The organism is Anaerosacchariphilus polymeriproducens, from assembly GCF_003363435.1.
Lineage (GTDB): Bacteria > Bacillota > Clostridia > Lachnospirales > Lachnospiraceae > Anaerosacchariphilus > Anaerosacchariphilus polymeriproducens.
Map to the genome: position 1 here is coordinate 52,219 of NZ_QRCT01000048.1, position 25,926 is coordinate 78,144.

General features: G+C 32.7%; 25 protein-coding genes. 2 read left to right on the forward strand and 23 right to left on the reverse strand.

Annotated elements, in window-relative coordinates:
* Window positions 1-44 precede the first annotated feature (44 nt).
* The 23 genes from DWV06_RS13195 to DWV06_RS13305 all read right to left on the reverse strand — a co-directional run bounded on the left by DWV06_RS13195 (window position 45) and on the right by DWV06_RS13305 (window position 23,888).
* Window positions 45-395 (reverse strand): rod-binding protein, encoded by a 351-nt coding sequence (locus DWV06_RS13195; RefSeq protein WP_115482654.1) that lies wholly within the window; start codon window positions 393-395, stop codon window positions 45-47.
* Between the two features lie 20 nt (window positions 396-415).
* Window positions 416-1,228, reverse strand: coding sequence for a flagellar hook-basal body protein (locus DWV06_RS13200; protein WP_115482655.1), 813 nt, complete (start codon window positions 1,226-1,228; stop codon window positions 416-418).
* 29 nt (window positions 1,229-1,257) lie between these two features.
* The gene (gene flgF / locus DWV06_RS13205; protein WP_115482656.1) at window positions 1,258-2,052 is read right to left on the reverse strand and encodes a flagellar basal-body rod protein FlgF; all 795 of its coding nucleotides are present in this window, start codon (window positions 2,050-2,052) and stop codon (window positions 1,258-1,260) included.
* A gap of 20 nt (window positions 2,053-2,072) precedes the next feature.
* Window positions 2,073-3,065: a rod shape-determining protein gene (gene mreB, locus DWV06_RS13210; protein WP_115482657.1), complete on the reverse strand. Its 993-nt coding sequence runs from the start codon at window positions 3,063-3,065 to the stop codon at window positions 2,073-2,075.
* A 416-nt stretch (window positions 3,066-3,481) separates the two neighbouring features.
* Window positions 3,482-3,886 (reverse strand): lipocalin family protein, encoded by a 405-nt coding sequence (locus DWV06_RS13215; protein WP_115482658.1) that lies wholly within the window; start codon window positions 3,884-3,886, stop codon window positions 3,482-3,484.
* A 73-nt stretch (window positions 3,887-3,959) separates the two neighbouring features.
* The gene (asnB, locus tag DWV06_RS13220; RefSeq protein ID WP_115482659.1) at window positions 3,960-5,816 is read right to left on the reverse strand and encodes an asparagine synthase (glutamine-hydrolyzing); all 1,857 of its coding nucleotides are present in this window, start codon (window positions 5,814-5,816) and stop codon (window positions 3,960-3,962) included.
* 244 nt (window positions 5,817-6,060) lie between these two features.
* On the reverse strand, window positions 6,061-7,311 hold the full coding sequence (locus DWV06_RS13225) for a hypothetical protein (protein ID WP_115482660.1): 1,251 nt from the start codon (window positions 7,309-7,311) through the stop codon (window positions 6,061-6,063).
* Window positions 7,298-8,818 carry a sensor histidine kinase gene (locus DWV06_RS13230; RefSeq protein ID WP_115482661.1) on the reverse strand — a complete coding sequence of 507 codons (1,521 nt, stop codon included), beginning with the start codon at window positions 8,816-8,818 and terminating at the stop codon, window positions 7,298-7,300. The genes DWV06_RS13225 and DWV06_RS13230 overlap by 14 nt, the downstream gene beginning before the upstream one ends.
* On the reverse strand, window positions 8,808-9,485 hold the full coding sequence (locus tag DWV06_RS13235) for a response regulator transcription factor (protein WP_115482662.1): 678 nt from the start codon (window positions 9,483-9,485) through the stop codon (window positions 8,808-8,810). Before DWV06_RS13235 ends, DWV06_RS13230 begins: the two co-directional genes overlap by 11 nt.
* A 189-nt stretch (window positions 9,486-9,674) precedes the next feature.
* On the reverse strand, window positions 9,675-10,295 hold the full coding sequence (locus DWV06_RS13240; protein WP_115482663.1) for a cytidylate kinase-like family protein: 621 nt from the start codon (window positions 10,293-10,295) through the stop codon (window positions 9,675-9,677).
* A gap of 8 nt (window positions 10,296-10,303) precedes the next feature.
* Window positions 10,304-11,014, reverse strand: a complete 711-nt coding sequence (locus tag DWV06_RS13245) for an ABC transporter ATP-binding protein (RefSeq protein WP_115482664.1) — start codon at window positions 11,012-11,014, stop codon at window positions 10,304-10,306.
* A gap of 13 nt (window positions 11,015-11,027) precedes the next feature.
* Window positions 11,028-11,786 carry an ABC transporter ATP-binding protein gene (locus DWV06_RS13250; protein ID WP_115482665.1) on the reverse strand — a complete coding sequence of 253 codons (759 nt, stop codon included), beginning with the start codon at window positions 11,784-11,786 and terminating at the stop codon, window positions 11,028-11,030.
* 1 nt (window position 11,787) lies between these two features.
* A complete protein-coding gene (locus DWV06_RS13255; protein ID WP_115482666.1) occupies window positions 11,788-12,768 on the reverse strand; it encodes a branched-chain amino acid ABC transporter permease in 981 nt (326 codons plus the stop codon).
* Between the two features lie 10 nt (window positions 12,769-12,778).
* On the reverse strand, window positions 12,779-13,666 hold the full coding sequence (locus DWV06_RS13260) for a branched-chain amino acid ABC transporter permease (RefSeq protein ID WP_115482667.1): 888 nt from the start codon (window positions 13,664-13,666) through the stop codon (window positions 12,779-12,781).
* 224 nt (window positions 13,667-13,890) lie between these two features.
* A complete protein-coding gene (locus tag DWV06_RS13265) occupies window positions 13,891-15,027 on the reverse strand; it encodes an ABC transporter substrate-binding protein (protein ID WP_115482668.1) in 1,137 nt (378 codons plus the stop codon).
* A gap of 130 nt (window positions 15,028-15,157) precedes the next feature.
* The gene (locus DWV06_RS13270; protein WP_115482669.1) at window positions 15,158-16,030 is read right to left on the reverse strand and encodes a radical SAM protein; all 873 of its coding nucleotides are present in this window, start codon (window positions 16,028-16,030) and stop codon (window positions 15,158-15,160) included.
* Window positions 16,031-16,065: 35 nt separating this feature from the next.
* Window positions 16,066-17,448, reverse strand: a complete 1,383-nt coding sequence (locus DWV06_RS13275) for a fibronectin type III domain-containing protein (protein WP_162300642.1) — start codon at window positions 17,446-17,448, stop codon at window positions 16,066-16,068.
* A 228-nt stretch (window positions 17,449-17,676) separates the two neighbouring features.
* Window positions 17,677-17,823, reverse strand: coding sequence for a sodium pump decarboxylase gamma subunit (locus DWV06_RS13280; protein WP_115482671.1), 147 nt, complete (start codon window positions 17,821-17,823; stop codon window positions 17,677-17,679).
* Window positions 17,824-17,838: 15 nt separating this feature from the next.
* Window positions 17,839-18,975 carry a sodium ion-translocating decarboxylase subunit beta gene (locus DWV06_RS13285; protein WP_115482672.1) on the reverse strand — a complete coding sequence of 379 codons (1,137 nt, stop codon included), beginning with the start codon at window positions 18,973-18,975 and terminating at the stop codon, window positions 17,839-17,841.
* Between the two features lie 341 nt (window positions 18,976-19,316).
* Complete coding sequence (locus tag DWV06_RS13290) at window positions 19,317-20,147, reverse strand: DUF368 domain-containing protein (protein WP_235828966.1); 831 nt, start codon at window positions 20,145-20,147, stop codon at window positions 19,317-19,319.
* A gap of 123 nt (window positions 20,148-20,270) precedes the next feature.
* Window positions 20,271-20,480, reverse strand: coding sequence for a zinc ribbon domain-containing protein (locus DWV06_RS13295; RefSeq protein WP_115482673.1), 210 nt, complete (start codon window positions 20,478-20,480; stop codon window positions 20,271-20,273).
* An 89-nt stretch (window positions 20,481-20,569) separates the two neighbouring features.
* The gene (locus tag DWV06_RS13300; protein WP_115482674.1) at window positions 20,570-23,242 is read right to left on the reverse strand and encodes a bifunctional diguanylate cyclase/phosphodiesterase; all 2,673 of its coding nucleotides are present in this window, start codon (window positions 23,240-23,242) and stop codon (window positions 20,570-20,572) included.
* A gap of 199 nt (window positions 23,243-23,441) precedes the next feature.
* Complete coding sequence (locus DWV06_RS13305; protein ID WP_115482675.1) at window positions 23,442-23,888, reverse strand: GatB/YqeY domain-containing protein; 447 nt, start codon at window positions 23,886-23,888, stop codon at window positions 23,442-23,444.
* Between the two features lie 161 nt (window positions 23,889-24,049).
* Between DWV06_RS13305 and DWV06_RS13310 the strand changes: the two genes are divergently transcribed.
* Complete coding sequence (locus DWV06_RS13310) at window positions 24,050-24,685, forward strand: CatB-related O-acetyltransferase (protein ID WP_115482676.1); 636 nt, start codon at window positions 24,050-24,052, stop codon at window positions 24,683-24,685.
* Window positions 24,686-24,697: 12 nt separating this feature from the next.
* The gene (locus DWV06_RS13315; RefSeq protein WP_115482677.1) at window positions 24,698-25,900 is read left to right on the forward strand and encodes a glycosyltransferase family 4 protein; all 1,203 of its coding nucleotides are present in this window, start codon (window positions 24,698-24,700) and stop codon (window positions 25,898-25,900) included.
* Window positions 25,901-25,926: the final 26 nt, after the last annotated feature.

Sequence of the window (25,926 nt, forward strand, 5' to 3'; positions counted from 1 at the left end):
CAATTTACTCTGGGACAATTTATATATTATAAGCAATAAATTTTTTACAAATTATAATTACGTTTCATTTGTTCATATAAAACTTGAGCAAGACCAACTCCCTGTGTTTCTGACGACATCGATGCATACTCTTGCGTTAAGTTATCTTTACAATAACCCATTAAACTTGAAGAACTAGAAGAACTTTCCTCAGATTTTGGAATCATTTTTTCCATTTGTTTAAATACTTGTTCTGTAAAATAAGCTTCAAACTCTTTGCAAACTTTCATTAACTCTTCTTCTGAAGAAGTATCCAGATTACTATTCAACTTACTCTCAAGACTGTTGGTATTATTATTTCCATTAACCGTTTTGTAGTAATCACCAGTTAAATTAAGCCCGTCTATTGTGCTCATCCTTATCCCTCCCAGTCAAATTATCGTTTTAATTGATTCGCCTGACTTAACATATCATCCGCCGCCTGAATTGCTTTTGAATTCATTTCATAAGCCCTTTGCGCTACAATTAAATTCACCATTTCATCAACAACTTGTACACTGGAAGATTCCAGATAATTCTGATATATTTCCGACTTGGTAACATCAGCACTTGTGCTCTCATTAATAGGCTGACCGGATGCTTCCGTTTCTGCTAATAAACTACCGGATAACTTTTCTAAACCAGCCGGATTACTGAATTGGTATACTCCAATATTTTTACCGGAAGAAGTTAATTTCCCATTAACTTCATAAAAAATCTCTCCTGCACTATTAACACTTAATGTATTAACATTAGCATTATTAGGAAATTCTATCGTATTTCCTTGAGAATCCAAAACAGGATTACCATATGAATCCGTTAACATCATCCCATTTGTGCTGACTGCAATTTGAAAATTTCCATTTCTTGTATAATATGTGTTTCCATCACTTCCATGAACTGCAAAAAAACCAGAACCATTAATGGCAAAAGCAGTATTACTAGAGGACTCCGTGAGTGCCCCCTGCGTAAACTGAGATGTAATGGCCGCAGTCCTTGTTCCTAAACCAACTTGTGCATTAATTGGCTTATTCTCACCATTTGCTGTTGTCGTAGGTGATTGTATCGTTTGATAAAGCAATGATTTAAATTCTGCTTTTTCTTGTTTAAAACCAACAGTATTAACATTGGCTAAATTATTTGATATTGTATCTACACTCGTCTGTTGGGCAACCATTCCCGATGCCGCTGACCAAAGAGCTCTCATCATAATTTTAAACCTCCTTACCTAACGGTCTCTTAAACTTTACCCAACTGATTAACAGCTGTATCTAAAGTTCCATCAATTGTTTGAATTAATTTTTGATTGGATTCATATGCTCTGGATATTTCTATCATTTCTACCATTTCAGATACCACATTTACATTTGAAGTCTCTAAAATTCCCTGATTTACAAACGCAGTACTTTCTTGTATCGTTCCTCCTTGTGCCAATTGATATAGATTTTCGCCATATTTCTCAATATAATTGTAATCCGGAAAATCTGCTACACCTATTTGAGCCACAAATTGATTATTCTGATATATATTTCCACTGGCATCAATTTTCACTTCTGCATTTGGATCTAATTGAATCCTGCTATTAGCATTTGAATTCATCGCACCATTCTGATTCAAAACAAAATCGCCGTCCTTGGTAACCAAGTAACCATCCTTATTCATGGTAAACGAGCCATCTCTAGTGTATTTCACTGATGTTTCACCATTTTTTCCAGTGAAGGAAATTGCAAAAAATCCATCACCATCTAATGCCAAATCTAAATCATTATCCGTTACTCGAAATGCTCCCTGGCCATAGTCTGTATAATTCTCTCCTATTTTAACCCCCATACTCATGGTTCCAAGCGGCCGGGATATGTTGTATTCTGATGAATCTTTTATTTTGTAAGCCAAAACATCTTTAAATGTCTGAGATGTAGTTCCTTCTTTTTTATATCCTGTGGTCGCTGAGTTGGCTAAATTATTGGTTATAACGTCCAAACGATTTTGTTGGTTTATCATACCTGTATAGGCAGTATACAAACCTTTTACCATAGAGTAACCTCCTAATATGATTATTCTTCTCTTTTTCCAGCTAGAAATTCTACGAATTTTCCAGTTCCAATAGCAACTGCTGTCATCGGATCTTCTGCTGTCATTGTATTGATTCCGGTCTTTGATTCAATCAGTTCTTCCAAACCTCTGAGTAACGCACCGCCACCGGTCAGAACTATTCCTCTGTCGGCAACATCAGCCGCTAATTCTGGCGGAGTTTTTTCCAGTACGCTATGAACAGCTTCTACGATCTGAGAAGTAGTCTCTCTTAATGCATCCTCTGTTTCTTCTGAACTTACAGTAACTGTTTTCGGAAGTCCTGTCACCAAATTACGTCCTCTAACATCCATTGTATCAACTTCTGCACGTGGATAGCAAGTGCCAATTTTTATCTTTATATCTTCTGCAGTTCTTTCTCCGATCAATAAATTATGTTTCTTTCTCATATATCGGACAATTGCTTCGTCAAAATCATCACCTGCGATTTTAATGGAAGTACTGACAACTGTACCACCAAGTGATATAACGGCAATATCTGCTGTACCTCCTCCTATATCTACGATCATGTTTCCACACGGTCTTGATATATCAATTCCTGCTCCTATCGCTGCTGCAATAGGTTCTTCTATAATAGAAACTTCTCTGGCTCCTGCCTGATAAGTTGCATCCTCTACAGCTTTCTTCTCTACTTCTGTAACACCGCTTGGTACACAAACACTGATTCTAGGCTTTCGAAACGTCCTCTTTCCCAATGCTTTCTGAATAAAGTATTTTAACATTTTCTCTGTAACTGTATAATCAGAGATAACGCCCTGTCTTAATGGACGGACTGCAATAATGTTTCCAGGTGTCCTTCCTAACATTAATCTTGCTTCTTCACCAATCGCTTTAATTTTATTCGTGTCTCTATCAAAGGCTACAACGGATGGTTCTTTCAATACAACACCCTTCCCTTTTATATATACAAGGATACTCGCAGTTCCTAAATCGATTCCTATATCTGTTGCGACCATATTAATCCCCTTTCACTTTCTTATCTATATTTCTATTTTTTGCAATCATTTCAATATTTAAACATATTCACCTATTCATTATATACAATTTTTGTAATTTTTTAAAGGGTTATTTTTCATTTTCGCAACTTTTTATTTTTTCTTTCGTTCTCGTCAAGAAAACTTTACATAATATTTCGTTTTTTATCAGATTTTGGTCACATTTTCGTCACAATTTTACCTTACACTAATCAATGTACTAGCTAAACATAGCTAATATAATTTTTCATAACTCATGGGGATGCTTATATTTTATATATCGGCATCCCCACTCCCCTTTATTAGATGTTTTTTAATTTTTTATGTAAAAATTCATCCTAGAAAAGCTGATACTATTATTTACAGTATCAGCTTTTCCTATTCTTTTTCTCTATTATTTATTTTTGCTTCTCACAGATCCATACCGGATTTTTATCTGTTACTTGTGGTTCTTCTATAATAGATAAGTTCAATTTTTCTTTTACCAACTCGATATCTATTTCTACTTTATCTATATTTTCCAATGTGATTTTATTTCCATTCTGTATCCAACTGCCGGTTTTTGTAGAGCCATCATAATTTAATTTGTATTTTCCTTCTTTTTCAAATTCAATCGAAATCATCATATCTTCGTCTTCATCGGGATCTAACTTAACCTCATTACCTTCCATCTGTATCGCTGATGAGACCCACTTTCCGACTATTGATGTCTTTTCCTCTACTTTCTTTTGACCGGTACACCCTGTCAAACTCATAATACCTACAATAAATATGAAAAATAATATACGAAATCCTTTTTTCATTTTCGAACTCCTTTTCTAAATTATTCAAGGTTGATTCCTTTATTTTTCATATTTTATCATAGTTGATAATAATTTAGAAGAAAAAATTATCTTCTCTTTCATTAATAAAATATACTTGATACCAAATCAGAAAAACATAAACTGCCCATATTTTTCTACTATTATCTCTCTTGCCCATTCTATGTTGATTCAATAAAACTAACAATTGTTCTTTATTGAAAAATAATTCTGCACTATTACCTTCAAACGCTTCTTTTACTTTATTATAATACTCATCTTCTTTAAGCCATACGCGAATAGGGGTAGGAAAACCCAGTTTCTTTTTTTCTGCTGTTTGTTTTGGAATATATTTATTTGCAACTTGACGGAATACAAATTTGGTTATATGGTTTTGTATTTTATATTTATCTGTTATTTTACGTGCAATATGAAACACTTCTTTATCTAAATAAGGAACTCTGACCTCAATAGAATTAGCCATACTCATTTTATCCGCTTTCAAAAGTATATCTCCCGGCAGCCAATGTTTTAGATCAATATACTGCATTTTACTCACCGGATCATTTTGACAAATTTTTTTGTATGTATCAGCAACCAATTGACTGGCATCTGTTATAAGAACAGGTTGTTTTAAAATTTTGTTCCTTTCTTCCATATTAAAAATATTCGCGTTTCCAATAAAACGTTCTTCAAGTTCTTTACTGCCTCGGATAAGATAATTCTTACCTTTAAATTCAAATGGAATATTCTTAATGATTTTTGCAATTATTTTCCGCAGCGGTTTCGCTAAATATTGATAACCCTTTAGAGCTTTTGGCTCCTTATAAATGTTATATCCTGCAAACAGCTCATCAACACCTTCCCCGGATAATGCTACTTTAACATGATTTGATGCTTCTTTATTCACAAAATACAATCCAACTGCCGAAGGATCAGCTAATGGTTCATCCATATAATACATAACTTCAGGTATCGCATTCCAATAATCTTCAGAAGAAATGATTTTACTATGATTTTTTTTGTTCAATATATTTGACAAATTATCAGCGTATTTTATTTCGTTATAAGGACTATTTTCATCTATGTAGCCAACAGTAAAAGTCTTGTCCCCTTTAAAACTGGCCGCAATCAGACTAGAATCTACACCACTTGAAAGATGTGTACCTATCTCTACGTCTCCCATCATATGCTTATCGATTGACTCCTTAATTGCAGTGTCCACTTGTAATAACAACTGAGAATAGGAAGTGAGTCCATCTGATTCTATCATTGGATCAAAGTATTGTTTCACATTAAATTCTCCATTGCTAAACGTAAGATAATGTCCTGGTTGCAATTTATAAATACCTTTAAAAAATGTTTCTTCAAGAGCTGAATATTGAAAACTTAAATATTGTTCTAACGCTTCCAAATTGACTTGTTTTTCATAACCCGGAAATTCCAAAATACTTTTAATTTCCGATGCAAATACAAAGCACCCTTGAATCATTGCATAATAAAATGGTTTTATTCCAAAAAAATCTCTAGCAGCAAAAAGTGTTTGTTTTTTTTCATCCCATATTGCAAAAGCAAACATACCTCGAATATGATTCAACATTTCCGTTCCATAGTCTTCATATTCATGAACCAGACATTCTGTATCTGCTTCATTCGAAAATATATGCCCCTTTTTAGACAATTTATGTTTTAATTCCTTGAAATTATAGATTTCTCCATTAAAAACAATTGCAATATCCTTATTCTCATTATACATTGGCTGACAACCGTTTTCTAAGTCAACAATGCTTAAGCGCTGAAAGCCCAATGCCGCCTCAGTACCAAAATATTTACCAGAAGCATCCGGCCCTCTATGCTTAATTTTCTCCATCATATTTTCTAGTATTTTTTCTCTCTCTTCTATTTCACCTATAAATCCGCATATTCCACACATAATTTTCTCTCCCAAAACTTTCTTCTAATTGTATTTTCTATATTTTTTTCTTTAGAAAAACAGCTTTTTATGCGGAGGGTGATGATTGCTCAGAATAACCCCATGGAGTTTTGTAGCTATTTTAGATGTTATATATAGTAGATAATTGTAAGGACTCATATTTCATCTCTCCTTCATTTTTTGACTATATATAACTTACACCGATATTATTTCTATAGATTCACTAAAATGTAAAATAGTTGTATCAATTAAACATTATCATAACTAAATTAACGTCATACATAATATTATGCTGATAAAAATAATTCTTTGTTCTAAATTCTGCCAATAATCTTTTCTCTTTTTGGTCAATCGTTAGTTCGAAAATCCTACCATTCCCTTTATATAATAATTGACTACTCCCGTTAACTAATGAATGACTGTAAATATTTGTCTTTACTCCGTCATTTCCATTAATGTAATCGATATTTACACCTTTTTGATGTTCAATATAGGATTTGTCTGAACATTCTTCCGCCGTAATAATCGTATCTCCTCCATCACAGATTATGTAGTCAAAGATGCCCTTAGGTAATTCTGAAGTTATCAAATTCCATTGATCTAAACCAGAATCAAAATCATAAACATAAAGACTTCCCGTAGTTGATAATCCATACATTTTATTATTCTTTATGGAATAAGCAACTTCTGTTTCTGATTCAAGCGGAGATAATACTTTAATTTGCTTCTCTTTTGAGAAATCAATTAAAAAGTAAATTTCCGGATTCATTCCATAAAGCAATACTTTGTTTCCGTCATCCGACACAACTATTTGTTTGTAATTAAAGAACTGAGAGTTTTCAATTTCTGTCTTCTTCATTGTCTGAACTGTCTTTTTTTTATTAACATCGAAAACGCTGATAAAGTTGAAATCTTCTGATTGATAACCGGATTCCAGTATATAAATTAATTTTTTACTATCCTTTGACCAGATTCCTTTCATATGATAAAAATTATTAGAATATTCCTCTGCATTTAACCTTAATAACTCCATCTCTGTATTATGATATAGATCAATTATGATAAACTGCCTTTCTCCTCCAGATTTTATTTCTCCAAAAACAAAAGAACCATTAGGTGAAACTGCAATTTCTTCAAAGGTATCTAAATTTTTATTATAATTAGAGTACGGTTCATGAAAACCATACCTGATATCTACTTTTTCATACTTTGTCTTTAGATTATCCAAATCATACCCTTTTACAAATACGCTATTTTTATCTTCTTCATTTAAAAAAGCAGATGCCATTCTAGAATTTTCTTTCTCCATCGTTTGATAATTATATTTATAAATCTTCTGCGATACAAACTCTGAATCTGTTGAGATATCTCCGTTCTCTTTCGCTAACTTATCAGGTAATAATACTGTTTTTGATTTATTCTCATCGGAACATCCACAGAGCATCAATACTATAACAATTATTACACACATTGTATTTATTTTACTTGTTTTCATGACTTTTCCTTTCTTCAAAAACAAATCGTAATGTAAATGTAGTTTCTTGCTTTCCATCACTTGATACTTGAATCTCTGCATTATGTTCTTTCATAATCTTCTGACAAATAGACAAACCCAGGCCTGTGCTTCCTTTTTCCCTCGCTTCCTTTTTATCAACACGGTAAAGAGGTTCAAAAATATGCATTATATGTTCTTTTGCGATTCCTTCTCCTTTATTCGTAATCAAAACCCATACATAGCCTTCTTTACAATAAGCATGAATGACAATCTCTTCTCTGGGCATTCCATATTTTATTGCATTATCAATTAAGTTTATGAAAACTTGACGAATTTTCGCTTCCTGTCCTTGTATCCTAAGCCCTTTCTCTAAATGTAATACAATTTCATTGTTATATCGGTTGGCCTTTATTTTCATAGCTTCTACAACGCTTCTTATCAAGCGTTCCAAGTATATCGTTGTAAGATTCTGTTTTGTTGTAGAGTCTGACATTTCCAACAATTGTAATACCATTTGATGCAATCGTGTGCTCTCATGCATAATATGGTCAATTCCTTTTTGAAGTAATTCTTCATCTTCTCTTCCATTTTCCTTAATTAATTGTGCAAATCCCGAAATAGTTGTTAATGGCGTTTTCAATTCATGAGTTACATTATTATAAAATTCTTGTTTTGTATTCATAAGCTTAAGAATTCTATCCTGATCTTGTTGCATTTTCTGAAACTGCGTAATAACTGTATCCAGCATGATGCTATAGTTTTTAGAAAGCTCTCCGATCTCATCTCCTCTTTCTGAACCTGTCCAAGTTGTCAGTATATTCTCATTGATTCGATTATTCATAAGATTCTCTGCTACAAGATTTGAAGTCTGGGTAAGCTGACGTATTGGTTTTATAAATTGAGTAATTACACAATAAATCAAAAGAAAGATAACAGCAAATACGATTATAATGACCTTCAAAATCATCTGCGCAGTTCTACTTCCCTGTTGCCGCAACTCAGTATAATCCAATTGATAACGAATAATTCCAATTTCCTTTTTCTCAATTTGAATTGGCATTGAAAACACTACCGTTAACCCTCCATCTGGTAAATACTTCATGGAGTAAGCACTTTTATTTTTAAGTGCATACTGAAAGTCCTGATCCTTACGTTCATTCTGAAAAAGAGTTTTCTTAGTAGATAGTACCACTTCTCCTTCTTTTGTATAGGCTGCCAGATCTTGTCTCAAATCTGTATATAATTCCTGCACAATATTATAGATTAGTTTTTTATAACTATCTTCGTCATTATTTCCTTTATACATGATTAAAGTCTGTCTGACATATACTTCTGTATTTGTTTTTAATTCCTGAAGGTCTTTCGTTATCTGTGTTTGTATATTACTGTCAATTTGCCTGCTGATAATACAATACAGAAATGTACCACTAGTGATAAACAAAATAACAAGACTTAAAGTTATCTTTAACCGGATTCCTATTCTAATTTTTCTCATTTTACGGAACATATTTATACCCTACCCTAAACACAGTTATTAAGTGACTTTCTAATCCTACTTTTTTTCTCAAACGTTGAACGTGAATATCAATGGTTCTTGTATCTCCTAAATAATCATATCCCCAAACTTGTTCTAATAATAGTTCTCTGGTAAATACCTGCTTAGGATGCTTCACTAAATATAGTAACAAATCAAATTCTTTCGGGGTCAGCTCTATGTATTCGTCCTCTTTATATACAGTACGTTCCGACAATGATATTGTAATATCATCTATTACTAAATTATCCTTCTCTGATACACCCTTCTTTCCTTTTTCATATCTTCGTAAAATTATATGAATACGAGCTAATACTTCTCGTATATCAAATGGCTTAGTTATATAATCATCTGCCCCCACCTCCAAGCCATATAATTTATCTTCCATACTTGATCTTGCAGTTATCATAATAATAGGAATATTATATTGCTCCGTTAACATCTTACATACATCAGTACCAGACAAATCTGTCAGCATCCAATCTAGTAGAACAAGATCCGGTTTCCACTCCTTCGCAGCTTTTAAGCCATCTGCGCCTGTATAGGCACTTAGGACTTGATATTCCTTTTTCAATCCATATTCCAATATGTCTGCAATTGGTCTTTCATCTTCAATAATTAAAATTTTATGTTCAAGCATAATATGTTCCCCCTGACTCATTTCATCATATAGCTATTCTATCTCATACTTATCTCTAAGTTGTAACTAAGTTGTAACTGTATTTCATAAACTTCTTCTATTTTAATTTTACCATAAAAAATAGTACTCATCATAACTAATGTTATTTTGAGTACCACTTATCACTTTTATATCCAATATTATTTAATTTCATTTCAAAAAAGCATCTAAGTAACCTTTTACAATTTCAACCAGTTTTGGATAGCTCATTGAAGATGTATTCAAACAAAAATCATAGTTCCTTGCATCATTCCAAGCTTTTCCTGTGTAATAAGCATAATATTCTGCCCGATTTTTATCAATCTTCTGTATCTTCTTCTTCGCTTCTTTTTCAGAAAGTGAAGATAGACTTTGTACTCTCTTCACACAATCTTCGATCGGAGCATAAAAATATAATCTTATTACATTTTCATAATCCTTTAAAATAAAATCAGCACAACGCCCGACAATAACACAAGATTCATTTTCTGCCAATCCTTTTATTACCTTAGCCTGATAATTAAATAAGTTATTATTTGATGTAAAGTCATCACTCTCAGGTGGGATAATTTCCCCATGATACACTTTCTTAGCAATACGGAAAAGTGAAGTATTCTTTAATTCTTCATCTACTTTTCCAAATAGTGCTTCATTAATTCCACTTTCATCGGAAGCCAAACGTAATATTTCACGATCATAAAAATTGATTCCTAATTCCTTGGCTAACAACGTACCTAATGTTTTTCCTCCACTTCCAAAACCTCTTGCAATCGTAATGGCGTATTTTCCCATACTTTCACCTACTCTCCTAAATATGCTTTTTTAACAGATTCATCATTCATCAACACATTGGCATCGCCTTCCAGTACAATTTTCCCTGTTTCTAAAACATAAGCGCGGTTGGCAATTGATAACGCTTTTTTCGCATTTTGTTCTACTAATAGAACTGTGGTACCACTTGCTGCTACATCTTGTATGATTTTAAAAATTTCTTCTACAAATATTGGAGATAGACCCATCGAGGGTTCATCCATAAGAATAATTTTAGGCTGTGACATCAACGCCCGGCCCATAGCTAACATTTGCTGTTCTCCCCCGCTTAAAGTCCCTGCCATCTGATTCTTTCTTTCTTCTAATCGTGGGAATCTTTGATAAATCATTTTCAAAGTATCTTCAATTTCTTTTTTGTCATTTCTAGTATAAGCCCCAAGTTTTAAATTCTCATAAACTGATAAATTGGCAAACACTCTTCTTCCTTCTGGTACATGTGCCATCCCATAAGTTACAATCTTATGTCCCGGTGCTTTTGTAATATCTTTTCCCTGGAATTCGATTTTTCCTTCTTTGGATGGAATTAAACCGGTAACAGTATGAAGAATTGTAGTTTTCCCTGCTCCATTGGCACCAATCAATGCAACTACTTCTCCTTCGTTTACTTCAAAAGAAAGCCCTTTAATTGCCTGAATCATTCCATAATATACTTGTAAATCTTTTACTGATAACATTGCCATTTGGGGTTTCCTCCTATTCTCCTAAATATGCTGTAATTACGACCGGATTATTCAATACTACATTTGGAGTTCCACTAGCTAATTCTGTTCCAAAATTTAGTACTGTTAAATATTCACAAATACCTGAAACTAATTTCATATCATGTTCTATCAGTAAAACAGTAATATCAAATTGGTCTCTTATTAGTTTTATTGTGTCCATTAACTCCGCTGTCTCATTGGGATTCATACCTGCAGCAGGTTCATCTAATAATAGTAGTTTAGGATTCGTTGCTAATGCTCTGGCTATTTCTAATTTTCTCTGCTTTCCATAAGGAAGATTTGCCGCCAAATGATCTGCATGGGAATCCAAATCAAATACTTTTAAAATTTCTACTGCCTTCCGGTTCATCTCATCTTCTTTCTTACGATATTTCGGTAGTCTGAAAAAAGTATCTGCTAACGAGTAAGTCATTTGATTATGAAGAGCTGCTTTCACATTATCAAGAACAGTCATTTCATGAAATAAACGAATATTTTGAAATGTTCTTGAAATACCACTTTGACAAATTTGTGCAGGCGATTTTCCGTTCAATACTTCGCCATCCAATGCAATCGTTCCATCCGTAGGTTGATAAACTCCGGTCAATAGATTAAAAATAGTAGTTTTTCCTGCTCCATTCGGACCAATCAATCCATATAGCTGTCCCTTTTCTATTTTTATATTAAAATTATCAACTGCTCTTAATCCTCCAAAGGAGATACCTAAGTTTGTTACTTCTAATAAAGCCATCTTATTCAACCCCCTTTTGTCGTTTTAAAAATTTAGGAAAATACTTACTGGATATTAACCTTTCTTTTGCTCCTGATCCATTGAACAACATCATTGCGATTAAAACTATTGCATATATCAGCATACGCAGATTATCTGCACCTCGAAGCATTTCAGGTAATAACGTTAAAATCGTTGCTGCTATAATTGAGCCCCGGATATTACCCATACCACCTAAAACTACGATAACAAGTATTTCAATCGACTTATTATAATCAAAGGTAGTAGGTTTTATGATTCCTACATTATGGGCATAAACTACTCCTGCTACCCCAGCGAAAAAAGCAGATATAACAAAAGCCATAACCTTAAACTTACTAACCGGTATTCCAACAGACTCTGCAGCTATATAATTATCACGAATAGAGCGTATTGCTCGGCCATGACGAGAATTTACTAAATTAACGATCAGAATAATGGTAAGGATCACCAATATATATACGATTGTGAAATTTCTAAAAGTAGAATAAGAAGGGATATCATTCAATCCTTTTGCTCCATTTGTAATTTTTATTACATTGATAACTGATTTTATGATTTCACCAAATGCCAGTGTTACAATTGCTAAATAGTCGCCTCTCAATCTTAATACAGGTACACCAATCAAGAAACCAAAAAAAGCCGCAACTGCTCCACCTACAAGAATTGCAATTATAAACTCTACATACATAGGCAGATCTAGATATATTGTCAACAAGGAACCTGCATAAGCACCAATTGACATAAATCCAGCATGCCCCAACGTAAGTTCCCCTAAAAATCCAGTAATTAAATTCAATGAAACAGCCAGCATAACATTAACACAAATTGGTACTAATAGAGAGGACATCTGTCTGCTCAACATCCCTCCATTAAGAGCTGCCATAATTAATATATATATTAAAACTGCAATTACAATATTTATTATTTTTCCTTTTGTAAATTTATTTCTTTCGTTCTTCATTTTTTCTCACCTACACTTTCTCGGCCTTAAGTTTCCCAAGCAATCCTGAAGGTTTCACCAGAAGAATTACAACTAAAACACCGAAAACAATGGCATCTGCCAGCTCTGTTGATATATATGCTTTTGACATACTTTCTACTATTCCCAATAAAATTCCACCAACCATTGCGCCTGGGATACTTCCAATTCCTCCAAGAACCGCCGCCACAAATGCTTTGATACCCGGTAACGCGCCTAATGTAGGAGTAATGGATTGATATTGACAAATATATAAGATACCTGCAACTGCAGCTAAAGCAGAGCCAATTGCAAAAGTCATTGAAATAGTGCGATTCACGTTAATTCCCATAAGTGCAGCAGCACCTCTATCCTCAGACACTGCACGCATGGCACTTCCAGCTTTGGTCTTATTGATAAATAATGTTAATGCAACCATGATTGCAGTAGTTACTACTAAAGTAATGATAGTTATTCCCGGAATATCAACTCCGGCTATTTTAATCCCTTTCATTGAAATAATTGATTTAAAAGGAATAGGTGTCGCCGAAAAAATAATTAATGCCAAACTTTGCAGCAAGAAACTCATACCGATAGCAGTAATAAGTACAGCTAAAGAGGAAGCATTCCTCAATGGTTTATAAGCTACCTTCTCAATTGCTATTCCTAATACTGCACATACAACAATTGTAAAGATAATGGCTACCGGTAATGGTAATGACAATGCCGTCATTCCCATAAATAATGCATACGCACCTACCATAATTACATCCCCATGCGCAAAGTTGATCATTTTGGCAATACCATAGACCATCGAATACCCTAATGCTATCAATGCATAGATACTGCCCGTGCGCAATCCATTTAATAATTGTTCCATAATACTCTGAAATAAATTCATCTACCCACGTCCTTTCTCTTTCCTACCACTTTTTCTTTGGATCTCACCTTTATTTCCATTCAACAATCTTACCTTCAATTATTCAAATTTAATAAGACATCTCAAGATAAATGAAGCAAATAAAAGCAAAAGTAAGATTGTTCAGTTGAAATAAAAACAAACTCAACAAACATAAAAGGGAGTTCAAAGACTCCCTTGTGCTTGTAAACTAGTTTAAAAATGGATTATTTTACTAAATATTTACCATCTTTTATTTCTACGAATTTAGCATCTTTGTTTGCTTCACCGCTTTTGTCAAATGTCATCTTACCTGTAAGACCATCTACTGTTATTTTTGTCATTGCTGCAATTAGATCTTCATTTTTAATACTTCCAGCCTGTTTCATTGCTTCTGCAATTGCATAAACTCCATCATAACCATCTGCTGCAAACTGATTTGGTGTCTCTTTATACGCTGCCTCATAAGTTTTTACGAAATCTGCAACACTTGAATCTGTTGCGGTAAATGGTGTTAAGAAAACAGCCCCTTCAACCGTAGCAGGTTCTGTCACAACACCTAATATTCCATCCCATCCATCTCCACCGATGAAAGGAATTTTCATACCGGCATCTGAAGCCTGTTTCGTAATATAAGCTGCTGCCTGATAATATACAGGTGCAAAAATCAGATCAGCTTTTGATGATTTGATTGATGTTAACTGTGTAGAAAAATCATTATCTTTTGAAGCTGATGCTTCACTCGCCACGATTTCTCCTCCCAGTTCTTTCACTTTTTCAGTAAACGCTTTTTCTAATCCAATACTATAATCATCATCATTATGATAAATGATACCAATTTTTTTCTTTCCTAATGTCTTCACTGCATATTCTGCTAATTTTTCACCCTGCATTGGATCTGTAAAACAGATTCTAAATGCATTGTCATACTTCGTACAATCTAAAGCAGAAGCAGATGGTGTAACCAAAAGAATTCCATCATCATACGCATTTTTGGTCAATGCAAGACAAGGCGTACTCGTAACAGTTCCTAAAAATGCATTTATATCATTATCCATTAATGTATTATATGCGGTAACTGCCTTATCTTCTTTATTCTCATCATCTTGGAAATCTAAATCTAATTTGTATGCTTTATCTCCAACTTTGACACCACCGGCATCATTAATTTCTTTCACTGCAACTTCGGCTCCCTGTTTCACAGACAAACCATAAGTGGCTGCACTTCCTGTAAGCGGACCACTTCCTCCAATTAAAAAGGTCGAATCATCTTTTTTGGATGAACTTGAACCATTATTGCCACATCCGCTAAATACCATAGCTGACATTGTAACAACTAATAATAAGCTTGCTAACTTTTTCATAATTTCCTCCTTAAATTCTCTTTTAAAGTGTTAAAGTCTATAATTTGAAAAAAGACGTTCTAACATTTGCTAGAACCTCTTTATTCCTAAACGTAATACTACTATCCCATGCTCCAAATGTCAAGTATTTTTAAATAGTATTACGTACATCTTCGCTCTTAAATGGGATTTTTTTATCCAGAGCAAGTTTAAGACGTTCAATCATCATTTTTTTATCTTTATTCAATGTACCAGCCAAATTAACATAATTTGATATATGATTTGCTCTAAAGATAGTACCTTCACTATCTACATGTTCCATAAACAAAAGCATTTCTTCAGCCACTTCTTCCGGTGTAAGCTGAGCAAAACGTCCTGCCCTCCATTCTTGAACCAGAGGAACTTCTCCATCCATGGCTAATGTTAAAAATCCGATATAATCCGGCTTCATCTTCGTAAAAGCTTCTGCTGTCTTAATTGCATGTTCCTGCCACATAGCTTTTCCGCCCAGTCCGGAAATAGCCGTTACAGATAACTTAATACCAGCTTCTTTCACTTTTAGGCCGGCCTCAACAATTGAATCTGCTGTTTCACCTTTTTTTACATACTCCAATACTTTATCACTGCCGGACTCTAATCCCATGTATATCATTTGGAGTCCTGCATCATGTAACTGCTTTAATTCTTCTGGCGTTTTATTTAAGACCGCCTTAGGTGTTCCGTAGCTGGTCACACGCTCACACTCAGGAATCTTATCCTTAATAAAATTCAATATTGTCAATAAATCTTCTGTTTTTCTTATTAATGCATCACCATCAGCTAAAAATACTCTTCCGATATACTTATAAGCATCTCTTGCCATCTGGAAATCTTCTAATATATCTTTCATCGGTCTTATATGAAATTGTTTTTCACTATACATATCACAAAAAGTACATTTGTTATGACTGCATCCAACTGTAACTTGTACTATTAAACTGTATGCCTCACTTGGAGGGCGAAAAACTCTTCCTTCATATCTCATATTTCTTCCCCATTTCCTTTTCAAATTAATTTTTATTATTTGATCGCACCATTCACAACATATACAGTTGTAGTATTGACTTTAGCATTATAATATACTCTTACAAAAACATAATCTCGTTTTCCTTTTATCCTGCCTTGTACCTCTGCTATCATCTGGTCCATATGTACTCCAGTAAATTCTAATTTCATTGCATTGGACGATTTTAGTGATACCTTTTTATTTCCTTTATACTTTTTATATTTTTGTGATTTTGCTTTTTTTAATAAGCTGTTATCTGAAATTTGATTACCGGAATAACTTTCACATAGTTCTTCTAATGCCAAATAATGCGCATTGGTCATTACTTGATTTTTTGATTTTTTATACTGATTGGTCTTTGCCGTACAAATATGATTAAAGACTTGATTTTCTATTCCTTCTAACCTGATATCTGTTCTTGTATTGACTTTCTTTACCTTAGAATATGCCCCATAACGTTTTGATTTATTTGCTTTCACATAAGCTCTTATTTTAAAATAATAAGTGCTACCTGAGTTCAAATTTTCTATAGTATGTCTCGTTGTTCCTGCTTTCACAGTTGCTATCTTATGATATCCTTTATTTTTAGAAGTAGACATATAAACCATATATCCTCTTGCAGATTTCTCTTTGTCCCAATGCAGCTTTGCAGTTGTATTGGTTCCGATCGCACTTCTAAAATTTACCCTTCCCAGTTTTGTCTTTCCATTAATCGACCTGCTCTGGGTGCCTATATATTTATGATTTGATATTTCTATATAACTTGCAATCTTATAACGATATGATGTATAGGAAGCAGCTTTTTTATGAGTAAATGCGGTAATATTTTTATTTGATATTATTTTCATTACACGGTAAGATTTACTTTTTTGGTTATAACGATAAATAATATATCCGGTCGCATTATTTACTTTGTTCCAAGTAAGCTTCACTGAAGATTCGGTGGTCTTCCTCACTTTGAATCGAGAAGGTGCTGCCGGCATGATATAAAAATCAACAGTTTTACTACCTGCATAATTTCCTATCCCAGTCACTGTTATGGTCGCTTTTCCCGGCTGTAGATTATTCATATAACTTAAAGTATAATCAATATTATTTACTAGAGTTTTATTTTCTATAGAAACTACAGGAACAGGAGTAATGGCTTTTCCTGTAAATATTTGATTCGGAATATTTGAAATAACAATATCCGCTATCGTAATCGCAGTCTTTGTTACTACACTATTTTCCTTTTGTATCGAAATATTTCTTAAGTGATCTGAAGTCTGGTCTTCTGTTTGAATTTCTGCTGCTTTTCCTTGTGTTTTTGAATCAGATGCGTATACAGTAATTGGACTCATTGCTATTGAAAATGCCAGAAATCCACAAAAAATTTGTTTAAAAATACATTTTACCACGATTATTCCCCCTCTTATCTTGTCCATATTTTAAATTTACTCATACTTTTCCAAAAAATTATCTATAAAATTATATCAACTATTACCAAAAATGGCAAGCATACGAACTGTTTTAATCCAAACTTTTTATAAAATGCAATATAATTCCAGTTATTTTGCATCATAAAAATGGCAGCTACTCCTATCTCCAAGAAGCAGCTGCCACGCTATCTATCTATGATTTGAAACTTATTCTGATTTTTTTTCATCATCAGAAGAATTTGTAAATTTAGTAAGTAACATAACTAAAATCATAATTAGAATTATTACTGTAAAAATCCCCAGCATACCTTTCCACATAATATCAAGAGATATTAAAACATTATCTATATTCATACGTTCTTCCTCCAATCAGATAAATTTAGCAACCAGACTCAATATCATTCCGCCGGCAACAACAGAAGCTATCTGCCCCGAAACATTTGCTCCAGCTGCATGCATAATGAGAATATTAGTAGGATCTTCTTTAAGTGCCATTTTCTGAACCACACGTGATGACATTGGAAAAGCTGAAATACCTGCTGCACCGACCATTGGATTAAGTTTCTGCTTCCGGAATAAATTTATAAATTTCGCAAATAGAACTCCTCCGATGGTATCGAATACAAATGCAAATAGACCAATTGCCATGATCATAATGGTATTCACATTGACAAACGCATCTGCTTTCATACTAAATGCTATTGTAATACCAAGCAATAAAGTAATTAGATTGGCAAGCATATTCTGTGCTGCACCAGATAAGGTTTCTAATACCCCACACTCTCTGATCAAATTTCCAAACATTAAAAATCCAACTAAAGCTACTGACATGGGAGCAACTAGTCCTGCAATAAAAGTTACTGCTATTGGGAAAACTATCCTAGTCGTTTTGGAAACATTCTTAGGATTATATGGCATTTTAATACAACGTTCTTTTTTAGTCGTGACCAAGCGAATGGCAAATGGCTGGATAATCGGTACTAACGCCATATAAGAATACGCTGCAACAGCTATTGCACCAACATATTTTGACCCTAAAATTTGTGAAACTAAAATAGAAGTTGGACCATCAGCTGCACCAATAATACCAATAGAAGCAGCATCCTTAAGATCGAATCCTAATATTGACGCAAATAAAACTGCTGCAAAAATTCCAAACTGCGCTGCAGCACCAAACAAAAACATAATTGGCTGTGACAAAAGTGGTCCGAAATCGATCATTGCGCCAATCCCAATAAATAATAAAATTGGAAGGGCTTCTGATGCTTCAATTCCAACATGAAACAACCATTCAATAATACCATTCGTATCTCCGATCCCTGCTAAAGTCTGATTAATTACTCCGGAATTTGGGAGATTAACTAATATTGCACCAAATCCTATCGGCAATAATAATGATGGCTCAAACTCTTTCTTAATTGCTAAATAAATTAGTATGACTCCTACCGCGTACATGATACCCTGCTGCCAGGTAATACTCATAATTCCTGATACTAAAAAATCCATGTCTCTTCCTCCTTTTATATATGTTATGAGTAGTTGTTCTTTCTCATTCAAAAGAAAGACCCATGTCTTTCAACTGAAAAACATAGGTCTTACCATTTCAAAATAAAAGCAGAATAATATTGTTTAGTAAACTTGCTGCTAATTACCCTAAAAGACCATAATTTTCTGTTTATGCAAACCACTCTCATATATTTGCTTGTATTTTACAATATCATTCCATAATACAGTTGTCAATACGAAAAATTAACGTAGATATACGTAAGAATCAAACAAAAATGAAAAATGGCCAATGATTTTAAAAACACCATTGACCATTCTATCTATAACTTATTAAATTTCATCTAATCATTTGAAAACTTAGATAAAAACATGATTGCCATAATACCTAGAATAAATGCTGCAATTGATAAAATAACGGAGGTAATCCACCATATGGCATTACCATTATCTGGGATTGCAGGCAAAATCTTATCACGAAAAATTTCTGACGTAGAACCTAAAACAAAACCAATAATCATACAATATGTTTGATGCGGAAATTTTTTCATGGTCCACTCTAATGGCTTCGTTGTTAAAAAAACACCTACAAGAGTAGCTATACCAATCACACCTAAATATACGATATTAAAATCCGTAATCGCAGCAAGCATTGTATCGTACATTCCAAGTACAAGTAACATATGAGAGGTACTGATACCCGGTAAAACTAATGCAATTGCGATTATAATTCCTGTAATTAACATCATAATTATCTGAGTAAAGATAGTACCGGAACTAAAGTCAAATTTTAAGGCCGGAATAAAACCAATTGAGACTACCATAATTAGTCCTAATAAAAAATAAATAATTGATGATGCTTTAATAGAAGTTTCTTTTGTCTTTTTATACAGTGCCGGTATTCCTCCAATAACTGCTCCTAAAAAGAAGAAGGAAACTGGTAGCGGAAAAGCTCCTAACAGCCATTTAATTACCCAAGCCAAAGAACCAATTCCTACGATTGAGCCAAGACAGAACTTTGCAAGAAACAAGAAATTTCCCTTCACATCTTTTAAAAAATTGCTAATCGCACTAATTAATCTGTCATAAATTCCCAGAAGGATAGCCATCGTTCCACCACTAACTCCAGGAACACTCATAGAAGAACCAATAATAAATCCTTTCAGGAAAATCATGATATCTCGTTTCATTTTCATATTTGTAAATGGATACACTAACTCATAGTTAGTGACCCTTCACTCCTTTCTTAATACATAAGTCCGTGGAAAATTATAACACGGGAGTAATTTTATGTAAAGTTAGTTTGTTAAAAAGTCAAAGATATCCCAGCCGGTCGATCCCTGCTTTTTGTAAAGTTCTGTATAGCCGCATCGCTTACAACTTACTGTTACGAATTTTTTGTTCTGTACATCAAAGACTTTAGCAAAATTCCCTCCTGTAGCTTGAAACTGATCTGTTTCATATTCTGTACATCCACATTTTACACAACTAAAACTTCTTCTTTCCATACGATTCACCTTTCAATCTTATTAAAATAACAGATACTATTATCTCACAAAACTTATAATTTGAATATTAAATTTTCTTAAATTTATTATTAATATAAATCATATATTTTTGAGTTTATAGCAATAATTTGATTCGCTTCTATCGGTTTACTAAAATAATACCCTTGAATATAATCACAATAAGCCTCATCCAGTTTTTTCACCTGTTCAAGCGTTTCAATGCCCTCTGCAATAACTACTAATCCTAAACTATGGACTAATGAAATCAAACTATTCATTACTTTCACATTATTCATTTCTAAAAATTTCAAATTCAATGAACGGTCTAATTTAACAATATCAACCGGTAAGAAAGTCAAATAATTCAATGATGAATAACCTGTGCCAAAATCGTCAATAGCAATCTTGATTCCCATCTGCTTAAGATTTTTTAAGAATGCCAAGGTAACCTGTTTATTTTCAAGAAATATATTCTCGGTAATTTCTATTTCTATATACCGCGCATCCAAATGATATTTTTCCAATAAAGATTCAACAAAGGAGATATAACCATAATCATGAAGCTGATTAGCTGAAAAATTAATAGCGACAGGTTTGATTTCCAACCCCTTTTCTTTCCACTGATTTAATTGCTCTATTACTTTTTCTGTAACAATCCTTCCGATTTTAATAATCATCCCATTCTTTTCTGCAATATCAATAAATTCCGCCGGTGAAAAATCAAAATCTCTCAATCTCAATAAAGCTTCATAACCTGCTATTTCTCCGTTTCTCACATTTATCTGTGGCTGATATACGATTTTAAACCCATCATTCTCTATTGCATCCCGCAGAACAAATTCAATATTTGATTTGGTAATTTGATGTTCCATCATACTATAATTAAAATACTTATAACCATTTTTTCCCGAATTTTTAACAGAATACATCGCCAAATCTGCTTGCATAACAAGCTGATCCACATCCTTACTATTTTGAGGAAACAATGTAATTCCCATACTTATTCGAATCTCAATATCATTACCATCAATATGGATTTTTTCATCAAAAATGGAACAGATTTTATTTAAATATTCATTCAGTTCTTCTATTTCTTTCCTATGTTCTATAAGAATTAAAAATTCATCTCCTCCAAATCTAGAAATAAACATTTGGGGTACTGCAATATCTTGTAAGCGCTTTGCAACAGTATCGATCACTTTGTCTCCAAAAACATGACCCAAAGTATCATTAATTCCTTTAAAATCATCAATATCTAAAAGGATAACAGCACCTTCTTGTTTTGAGGCAATTTTATTCGTTAAATTCTCTACAAATTTTCTACGATTTGGAAGTCCGGTCAATGCATCATGATAAGCCAGGAAATTAATATGCTCTTTCTGCTCATTTATCTGATCAAGTTGAGCTCTTAATTCTTCTTCTGTAGCTGTTAGCAGCTCGTTATTCTTTATAATTTCCTTATTCTTTGATTTTAAAGTTTCAAAATATAAGTCGACTTTATCCAACAATGCGTTCATAGAACAAATAACTCCATTAAATGGATTGTCTTCAGAAACTTCCAATTGATACTTCTTACTTTCTTCAATATTAATATTTCTGATTTCATCATCTATCATATTTACTTGCTTCATTAGTTCGTTAAAATTGTCATGCAGATTGACTAAGGCTTTTGAAACAATCCCAATCTCATCCATTCTTTTTGTATAATGAAGTATTTCTTTATTATCAGCAAAGTTAAAATCAAAATCCGTCATATGATTAATCACAGAAGAAATTTCTAATATTGGTTTGGTAATGCGTCTACTAATCTGATAAATTATAACAAATACTATGACATAAGTAATTGCATAAATAGTAATTAATATGTTAGGTATTTTTCTCGTTTCATTAAGAATCTCTTCTTTATCTGCTGCTGATATAACATACAAACCGCTTTCCTTTGAAACTACCGCATTAAAAACATATTCCACATTATTTAGCTTGGTTGTAAAACTAACCCCCTTCTCCAAATTAGAATTTTTAAAACCTTCTATTCCTAATTCTTCCGGAGTTTTCAAAATCCATTCAGGATTATTGGGACTTACAATAAACTTACGGTTTGGACTCATGACAAAAACAAATCCAGACTTTCCAATTTTAGTATTTGATATTTTTTGATTCAATTCATCCAACTTAACAGAAATCCCAACTACTCCAACCGTTTCTGCTTTGTTTTGTATCTTCTTTGCAAAACTTACTACCATTTCATTCGTATTACTGGTTATATATGGGTCTGACATGATTATTTTATCTTTATTAATTGCTTGTTTATACCAAGGTCTTGTTCTTGGATCGTAGCTTTTGGTGGGTATAAATCTTGGATATTCCATATACCCACCTGATTCCATGCCGAGAAATATAAAATTGGTAGACTCATGACTCTCTTTTAATACTTTAAAATATTCTTTTATCGTTTTCTCTGTTTTGGTTTCTTCATATATATATGTTTCATCATACTTTGAATAATTGTTTAAATTTTTTCCTGCATTCTTTACAACATCCAACGAAGCCAATAAGGTGACTTCTTGTTTCATATCATGAATCAATGAATTATCTATCAGTTCACTTACCTTTTGTAGTATTTGTTTTGAATGCTCAATACTAGTTTGATACATCTTTTTTTCTATGAAAGACTTCAGATATAGACCGCCTAACAAATATGGAATCAAACACCCCATAAAAATTGCTAAAATGAACTTATTTCGAATAGACTTTCTAATCATTAAGATGTACCCCCTTACAATTTATCATTTGTATATTGTCTGATTTTTTTGTTTGTTAGGTATTTTTTGCTTATTTTTTCAAAATCATGTTTCTTATTTAATACATTATACAATAAATAGCAAACAAATTCTATCAAAACATCAGGGATACTCTTAAATTAAGAACAAAATCAGTTGAAAATTCATATTAATTATGATTTTAATGCATTATTGCACCTACTATTTCATTCACCAACTTACCATCCGCAACACCCTTTACTTTAGGCATTAATTCTTTCATAATTTTTCCTTTATCCTTAGCCGTAGGTGTATCTATGCCAAGAACGTTCAATACCTCATTCACTACAGCTTTGATTTCATCTTCACTCATCATTTTGGGAGCAAACTCTTCTAAAACAGCAATACGGCTTTTGCATTCTTCAATAATATCAGTTCTATCTGATGGTGTCAGTTCTAATGTTTCTTTCGTCTGCTTAAGCTCTTTTAAAATCACTTCATTTTCTTCATCTGAAGTCAAATCACTTCTTTTATCAATTGCCTTATTTTTTAATGCTGACAAAAGTAAAGAAAGAGTTTCTTTTCTATCTTTGTCCCCAGCCTTCATAGCTGCAACCATAGCTGCTCTTACTTCATCAATTTTACTCATTTTGGTACCTCCATTGTTCTTTTTTCTAAATTATAGATTGTATCCCAGTATTTGTAAAGAAACTAAATTTCTTACATTAACATATTTTTATGAATAACGAACAAAAATAAATAGGGATGAGAAAAAACAGAAATAAAAAAATAATTGAATGGAGAAAATAAATGACAAAAATGAAATTAGTGTTAAAAACTATCTTATTATTTCCAATCAGATTATTTTCTAAAATTTCACCTTTAGCTTTGATAAGAAATAGTAAAATTGAAAAGAAAAGTGCCATACTTAGCGGTACTCGATTTTATAATAGTTCTATTGATAATTTTTCTTATCTGGGACGCAGGTGTTTCGTGGACCATGCACAAATAGGGAAATTTTGTTCTATCGCTGATAATTGTTATATTGGATTAGCTTCACATCCGACCTCATGGATTTCTACTTCTACTACTTTCTATGCAGGTAAAAATGTGTTAAGAACAAATTTTACTGATAAGAATTATGCCGTGATAAAAAATACGATTATAGAAAATGATGTATGGATTGGTATGAACGTATGTATTTTGTCTGGTATCCATATTGGAACAGGTGCTATATTAGGTGCAGGTGCTGTTATTACCAAAGATGTAGAACCATATGCTATTGTAGCAGGGAATCCTGCCAAACTAATAAGATATCGATTTGATGAATCGACAAGGGAGTTGCTTTTGAAATCAAAATGGTGGGAAAAAGATGCTAAATTCTTAAAAGATGCAGCTAATCACATTGAGAATGTTGAACAATTTCTATCAAAATTAAATGTTTAGGGAAGTGAACCTATGAAAATTTTACATTGGGATGAAATGTTCCATCCATCTTTTGGTTATCAGATTAATCTCTTAGCTAATTTTCAAGCAAAAAAAGGGCATGAAGTCATTATATTTACTTCAGATAAAATTGAAAAGCACCCAACTTTTTCAGGTTTTGGAAATAATGAAAATATTCAGGAGGAAGATCATTTATATGAGCAAAAATATGGAGTGAAGATTGTCAGATTACCCATACATGGCGTTATAAGCAGTCGGGTAATTTATAAAAAAGGTTATCTAAAAAAAATAAAAGAGTTAAATCCGGACGTATTAATGTGCCATACAAATGACACCTTATCCTCTATACGAATTGCACAGAAATATAAGTATCTAAATCTTCCTATTGTTTTCGATAACCATATGTTAGAAATGGCTTCACGTAATCCTTTAAGAAAACTATTTCAAATTTATTTCAGACAATTTGTTACTCCTATTATCATAAAAAATAATTGGACAGTTATTAGAACTCAAGATGACGAATATATAAATAAGTGCTTAGGAATCCCTAAAAATCAGACACCTTTTATATCGTTTGGAACAGATACAACGCTTTTCCATCCTGATGATGAAATAAAAAAAAAGTTTAGAGCTGAACATGATATACCACATAATGAATTTGTTGTGATCTATACCGGAAAATTAAATGAAGTTAAAGGCGGTAAACTACTGGCAAACGCTTTCAAAGAAAAATTTGATTCTGAAAAAAATATTACTTTAATCGTCTTAGGAAATACAACGTCTGATTATGAAAAAGAGGTCGAAGAAATATTTCATAAATCAAAAAATAGAATTCTTCAATTTCCCACGCAAAAATATTTTGATTTACCTAAGTTTTATCAGGCATCTGATTTATCAATTTTTCCTAAGCAATGCAGTCTTAGCTTTTTTGATGCACAAGCTTGTGGATTACCTGTAGTATCAGAAGACAATAATATCAATAGAAATAGGTTATTGTTTGATAATGGCTTTAATTTTAAATGTGGAGATTTATACGATCTAAGGGAAAAAATATTATATTGCTCAAAAATGGATGACTTGAGTTATTCTAAGCTGAAACAAAATGCAACTCATTATATAAAAACTCATTGGGACTATCCATTAATTGAAAAACAATATACCGATATCTTATTAAATGAGGTGGAAAAATTTGAGGGGTCTACAAAAAAGAAATAAGATACTTCGTTGTAGTGCAATTTTTT

Bases quoted from the DNA above. Each gene is read 5' to 3' on its own strand.
- DWV06_RS13240 (WP_115482663.1), bottom strand. From the start codon at position 10,295: ATGGGAAAATACGCCATTACGATTGCAAGAGGTTTTGGAAGTGGAGGA.
- DWV06_RS13250 (WP_115482665.1), bottom strand. From the start codon at position 11,786: ATGGCTTTATTAGAAGTAACAAACTTAGGTATCTCCTTTGGAGGATTA.
- DWV06_RS13270 (WP_115482669.1), bottom strand. From the start codon at position 16,030: ATGAGATATGAAGGAAGAGTTTTTCGCCCTCCAAGTGAGGCATACAGT.
- DWV06_RS13225 (WP_115482660.1), bottom strand. From the start codon at position 7,311: ATGAAAACAAGTAAAATAAATACAATGTGTGTAATAATTGTTATAGTA.
- DWV06_RS13300 (WP_115482674.1), bottom strand. From the start codon at position 23,242: ATGATTAGAAAGTCTATTCGAAATAAGTTCATTTTAGCAATTTTTATG.
- DWV06_RS13315 (WP_115482677.1), top strand. From the start codon at position 24,698: ATGAAAATTTTACATTGGGATGAAATGTTCCATCCATCTTTTGGTTAT.
- DWV06_RS13290 (WP_235828966.1), bottom strand. From the start codon at position 20,147: ATGATTTTCCTGAAAGGATTTATTATTGGTTCTTCTATGAGTGTTCCT.
- DWV06_RS13265 (WP_115482668.1), bottom strand. From the start codon at position 15,027: ATGAAAAAGTTAGCAAGCTTATTATTAGTTGTTACAATGTCAGCTATG.
- mreB (WP_115482657.1), bottom strand. From the start codon at position 3,065: ATGGTCGCAACAGATATAGGAATCGATTTAGGAACTGCGAGTATCCTT.
- DWV06_RS13260 (WP_115482667.1), bottom strand. From the start codon at position 13,666: ATGAATTTATTTCAGAGTATTATGGAACAATTATTAAATGGATTGCGC.
- DWV06_RS13200 (WP_115482655.1), bottom strand. From the start codon at position 1,228: ATGATGAGAGCTCTTTGGTCAGCGGCATCGGGAATGGTTGCCCAACAG.
- DWV06_RS13255 (WP_115482666.1), bottom strand. From the start codon at position 12,768: ATGAAGAACGAAAGAAATAAATTTACAAAAGGAAAAATAATAAATATT.
- DWV06_RS13235 (WP_115482662.1), bottom strand. From the start codon at position 9,485: ATGCTTGAACATAAAATTTTAATTATTGAAGATGAAAGACCAATTGCA.
- DWV06_RS13305 (WP_115482675.1), bottom strand. From the start codon at position 23,888: ATGAGTAAAATTGATGAAGTAAGAGCAGCTATGGTTGCAGCTATGAAG.
- DWV06_RS13245 (WP_115482664.1), bottom strand. From the start codon at position 11,014: ATGGCAATGTTATCAGTAAAAGATTTACAAGTATATTATGGAATGATT.
- DWV06_RS13215 (WP_115482658.1), bottom strand. From the start codon at position 3,886: ATGAAAAAAGGATTTCGTATATTATTTTTCATATTTATTGTAGGTATT.
- asnB (WP_115482659.1), bottom strand. From the start codon at position 5,816: ATGTGTGGAATATGCGGATTTATAGGTGAAATAGAAGAGAGAGAAAAA.
- flgF (WP_115482656.1), bottom strand. From the start codon at position 2,052: ATGGTAAAAGGTTTGTATACTGCCTATACAGGTATGATAAACCAACAA.
- DWV06_RS13230 (WP_115482661.1), bottom strand. From the start codon at position 8,818: ATGTTCCGTAAAATGAGAAAAATTAGAATAGGAATCCGGTTAAAGATA.
- DWV06_RS13280 (WP_115482671.1), bottom strand. From the start codon at position 17,823: ATGAATATAGATAATGTTTTAATATCTCTTGATATTATGTGGAAAGGT.
- DWV06_RS13295 (WP_115482673.1), bottom strand. From the start codon at position 20,480: ATGGAAAGAAGAAGTTTTAGTTGTGTAAAATGTGGATGTACAGAATAT.
- DWV06_RS13310 (WP_115482676.1), top strand. From the start codon at position 24,050: ATGACAAAAATGAAATTAGTGTTAAAAACTATCTTATTATTTCCAATC.
- DWV06_RS13285 (WP_115482672.1), bottom strand. From the start codon at position 18,975: ATGGATTTTTTAGTATCAGGAATTATGAGTATTACCTGGCAGCAGGGT.
- DWV06_RS13195 (WP_115482654.1), bottom strand. From the start codon at position 395: ATGAGCACAATAGACGGGCTTAATTTAACTGGTGATTACTACAAAACG.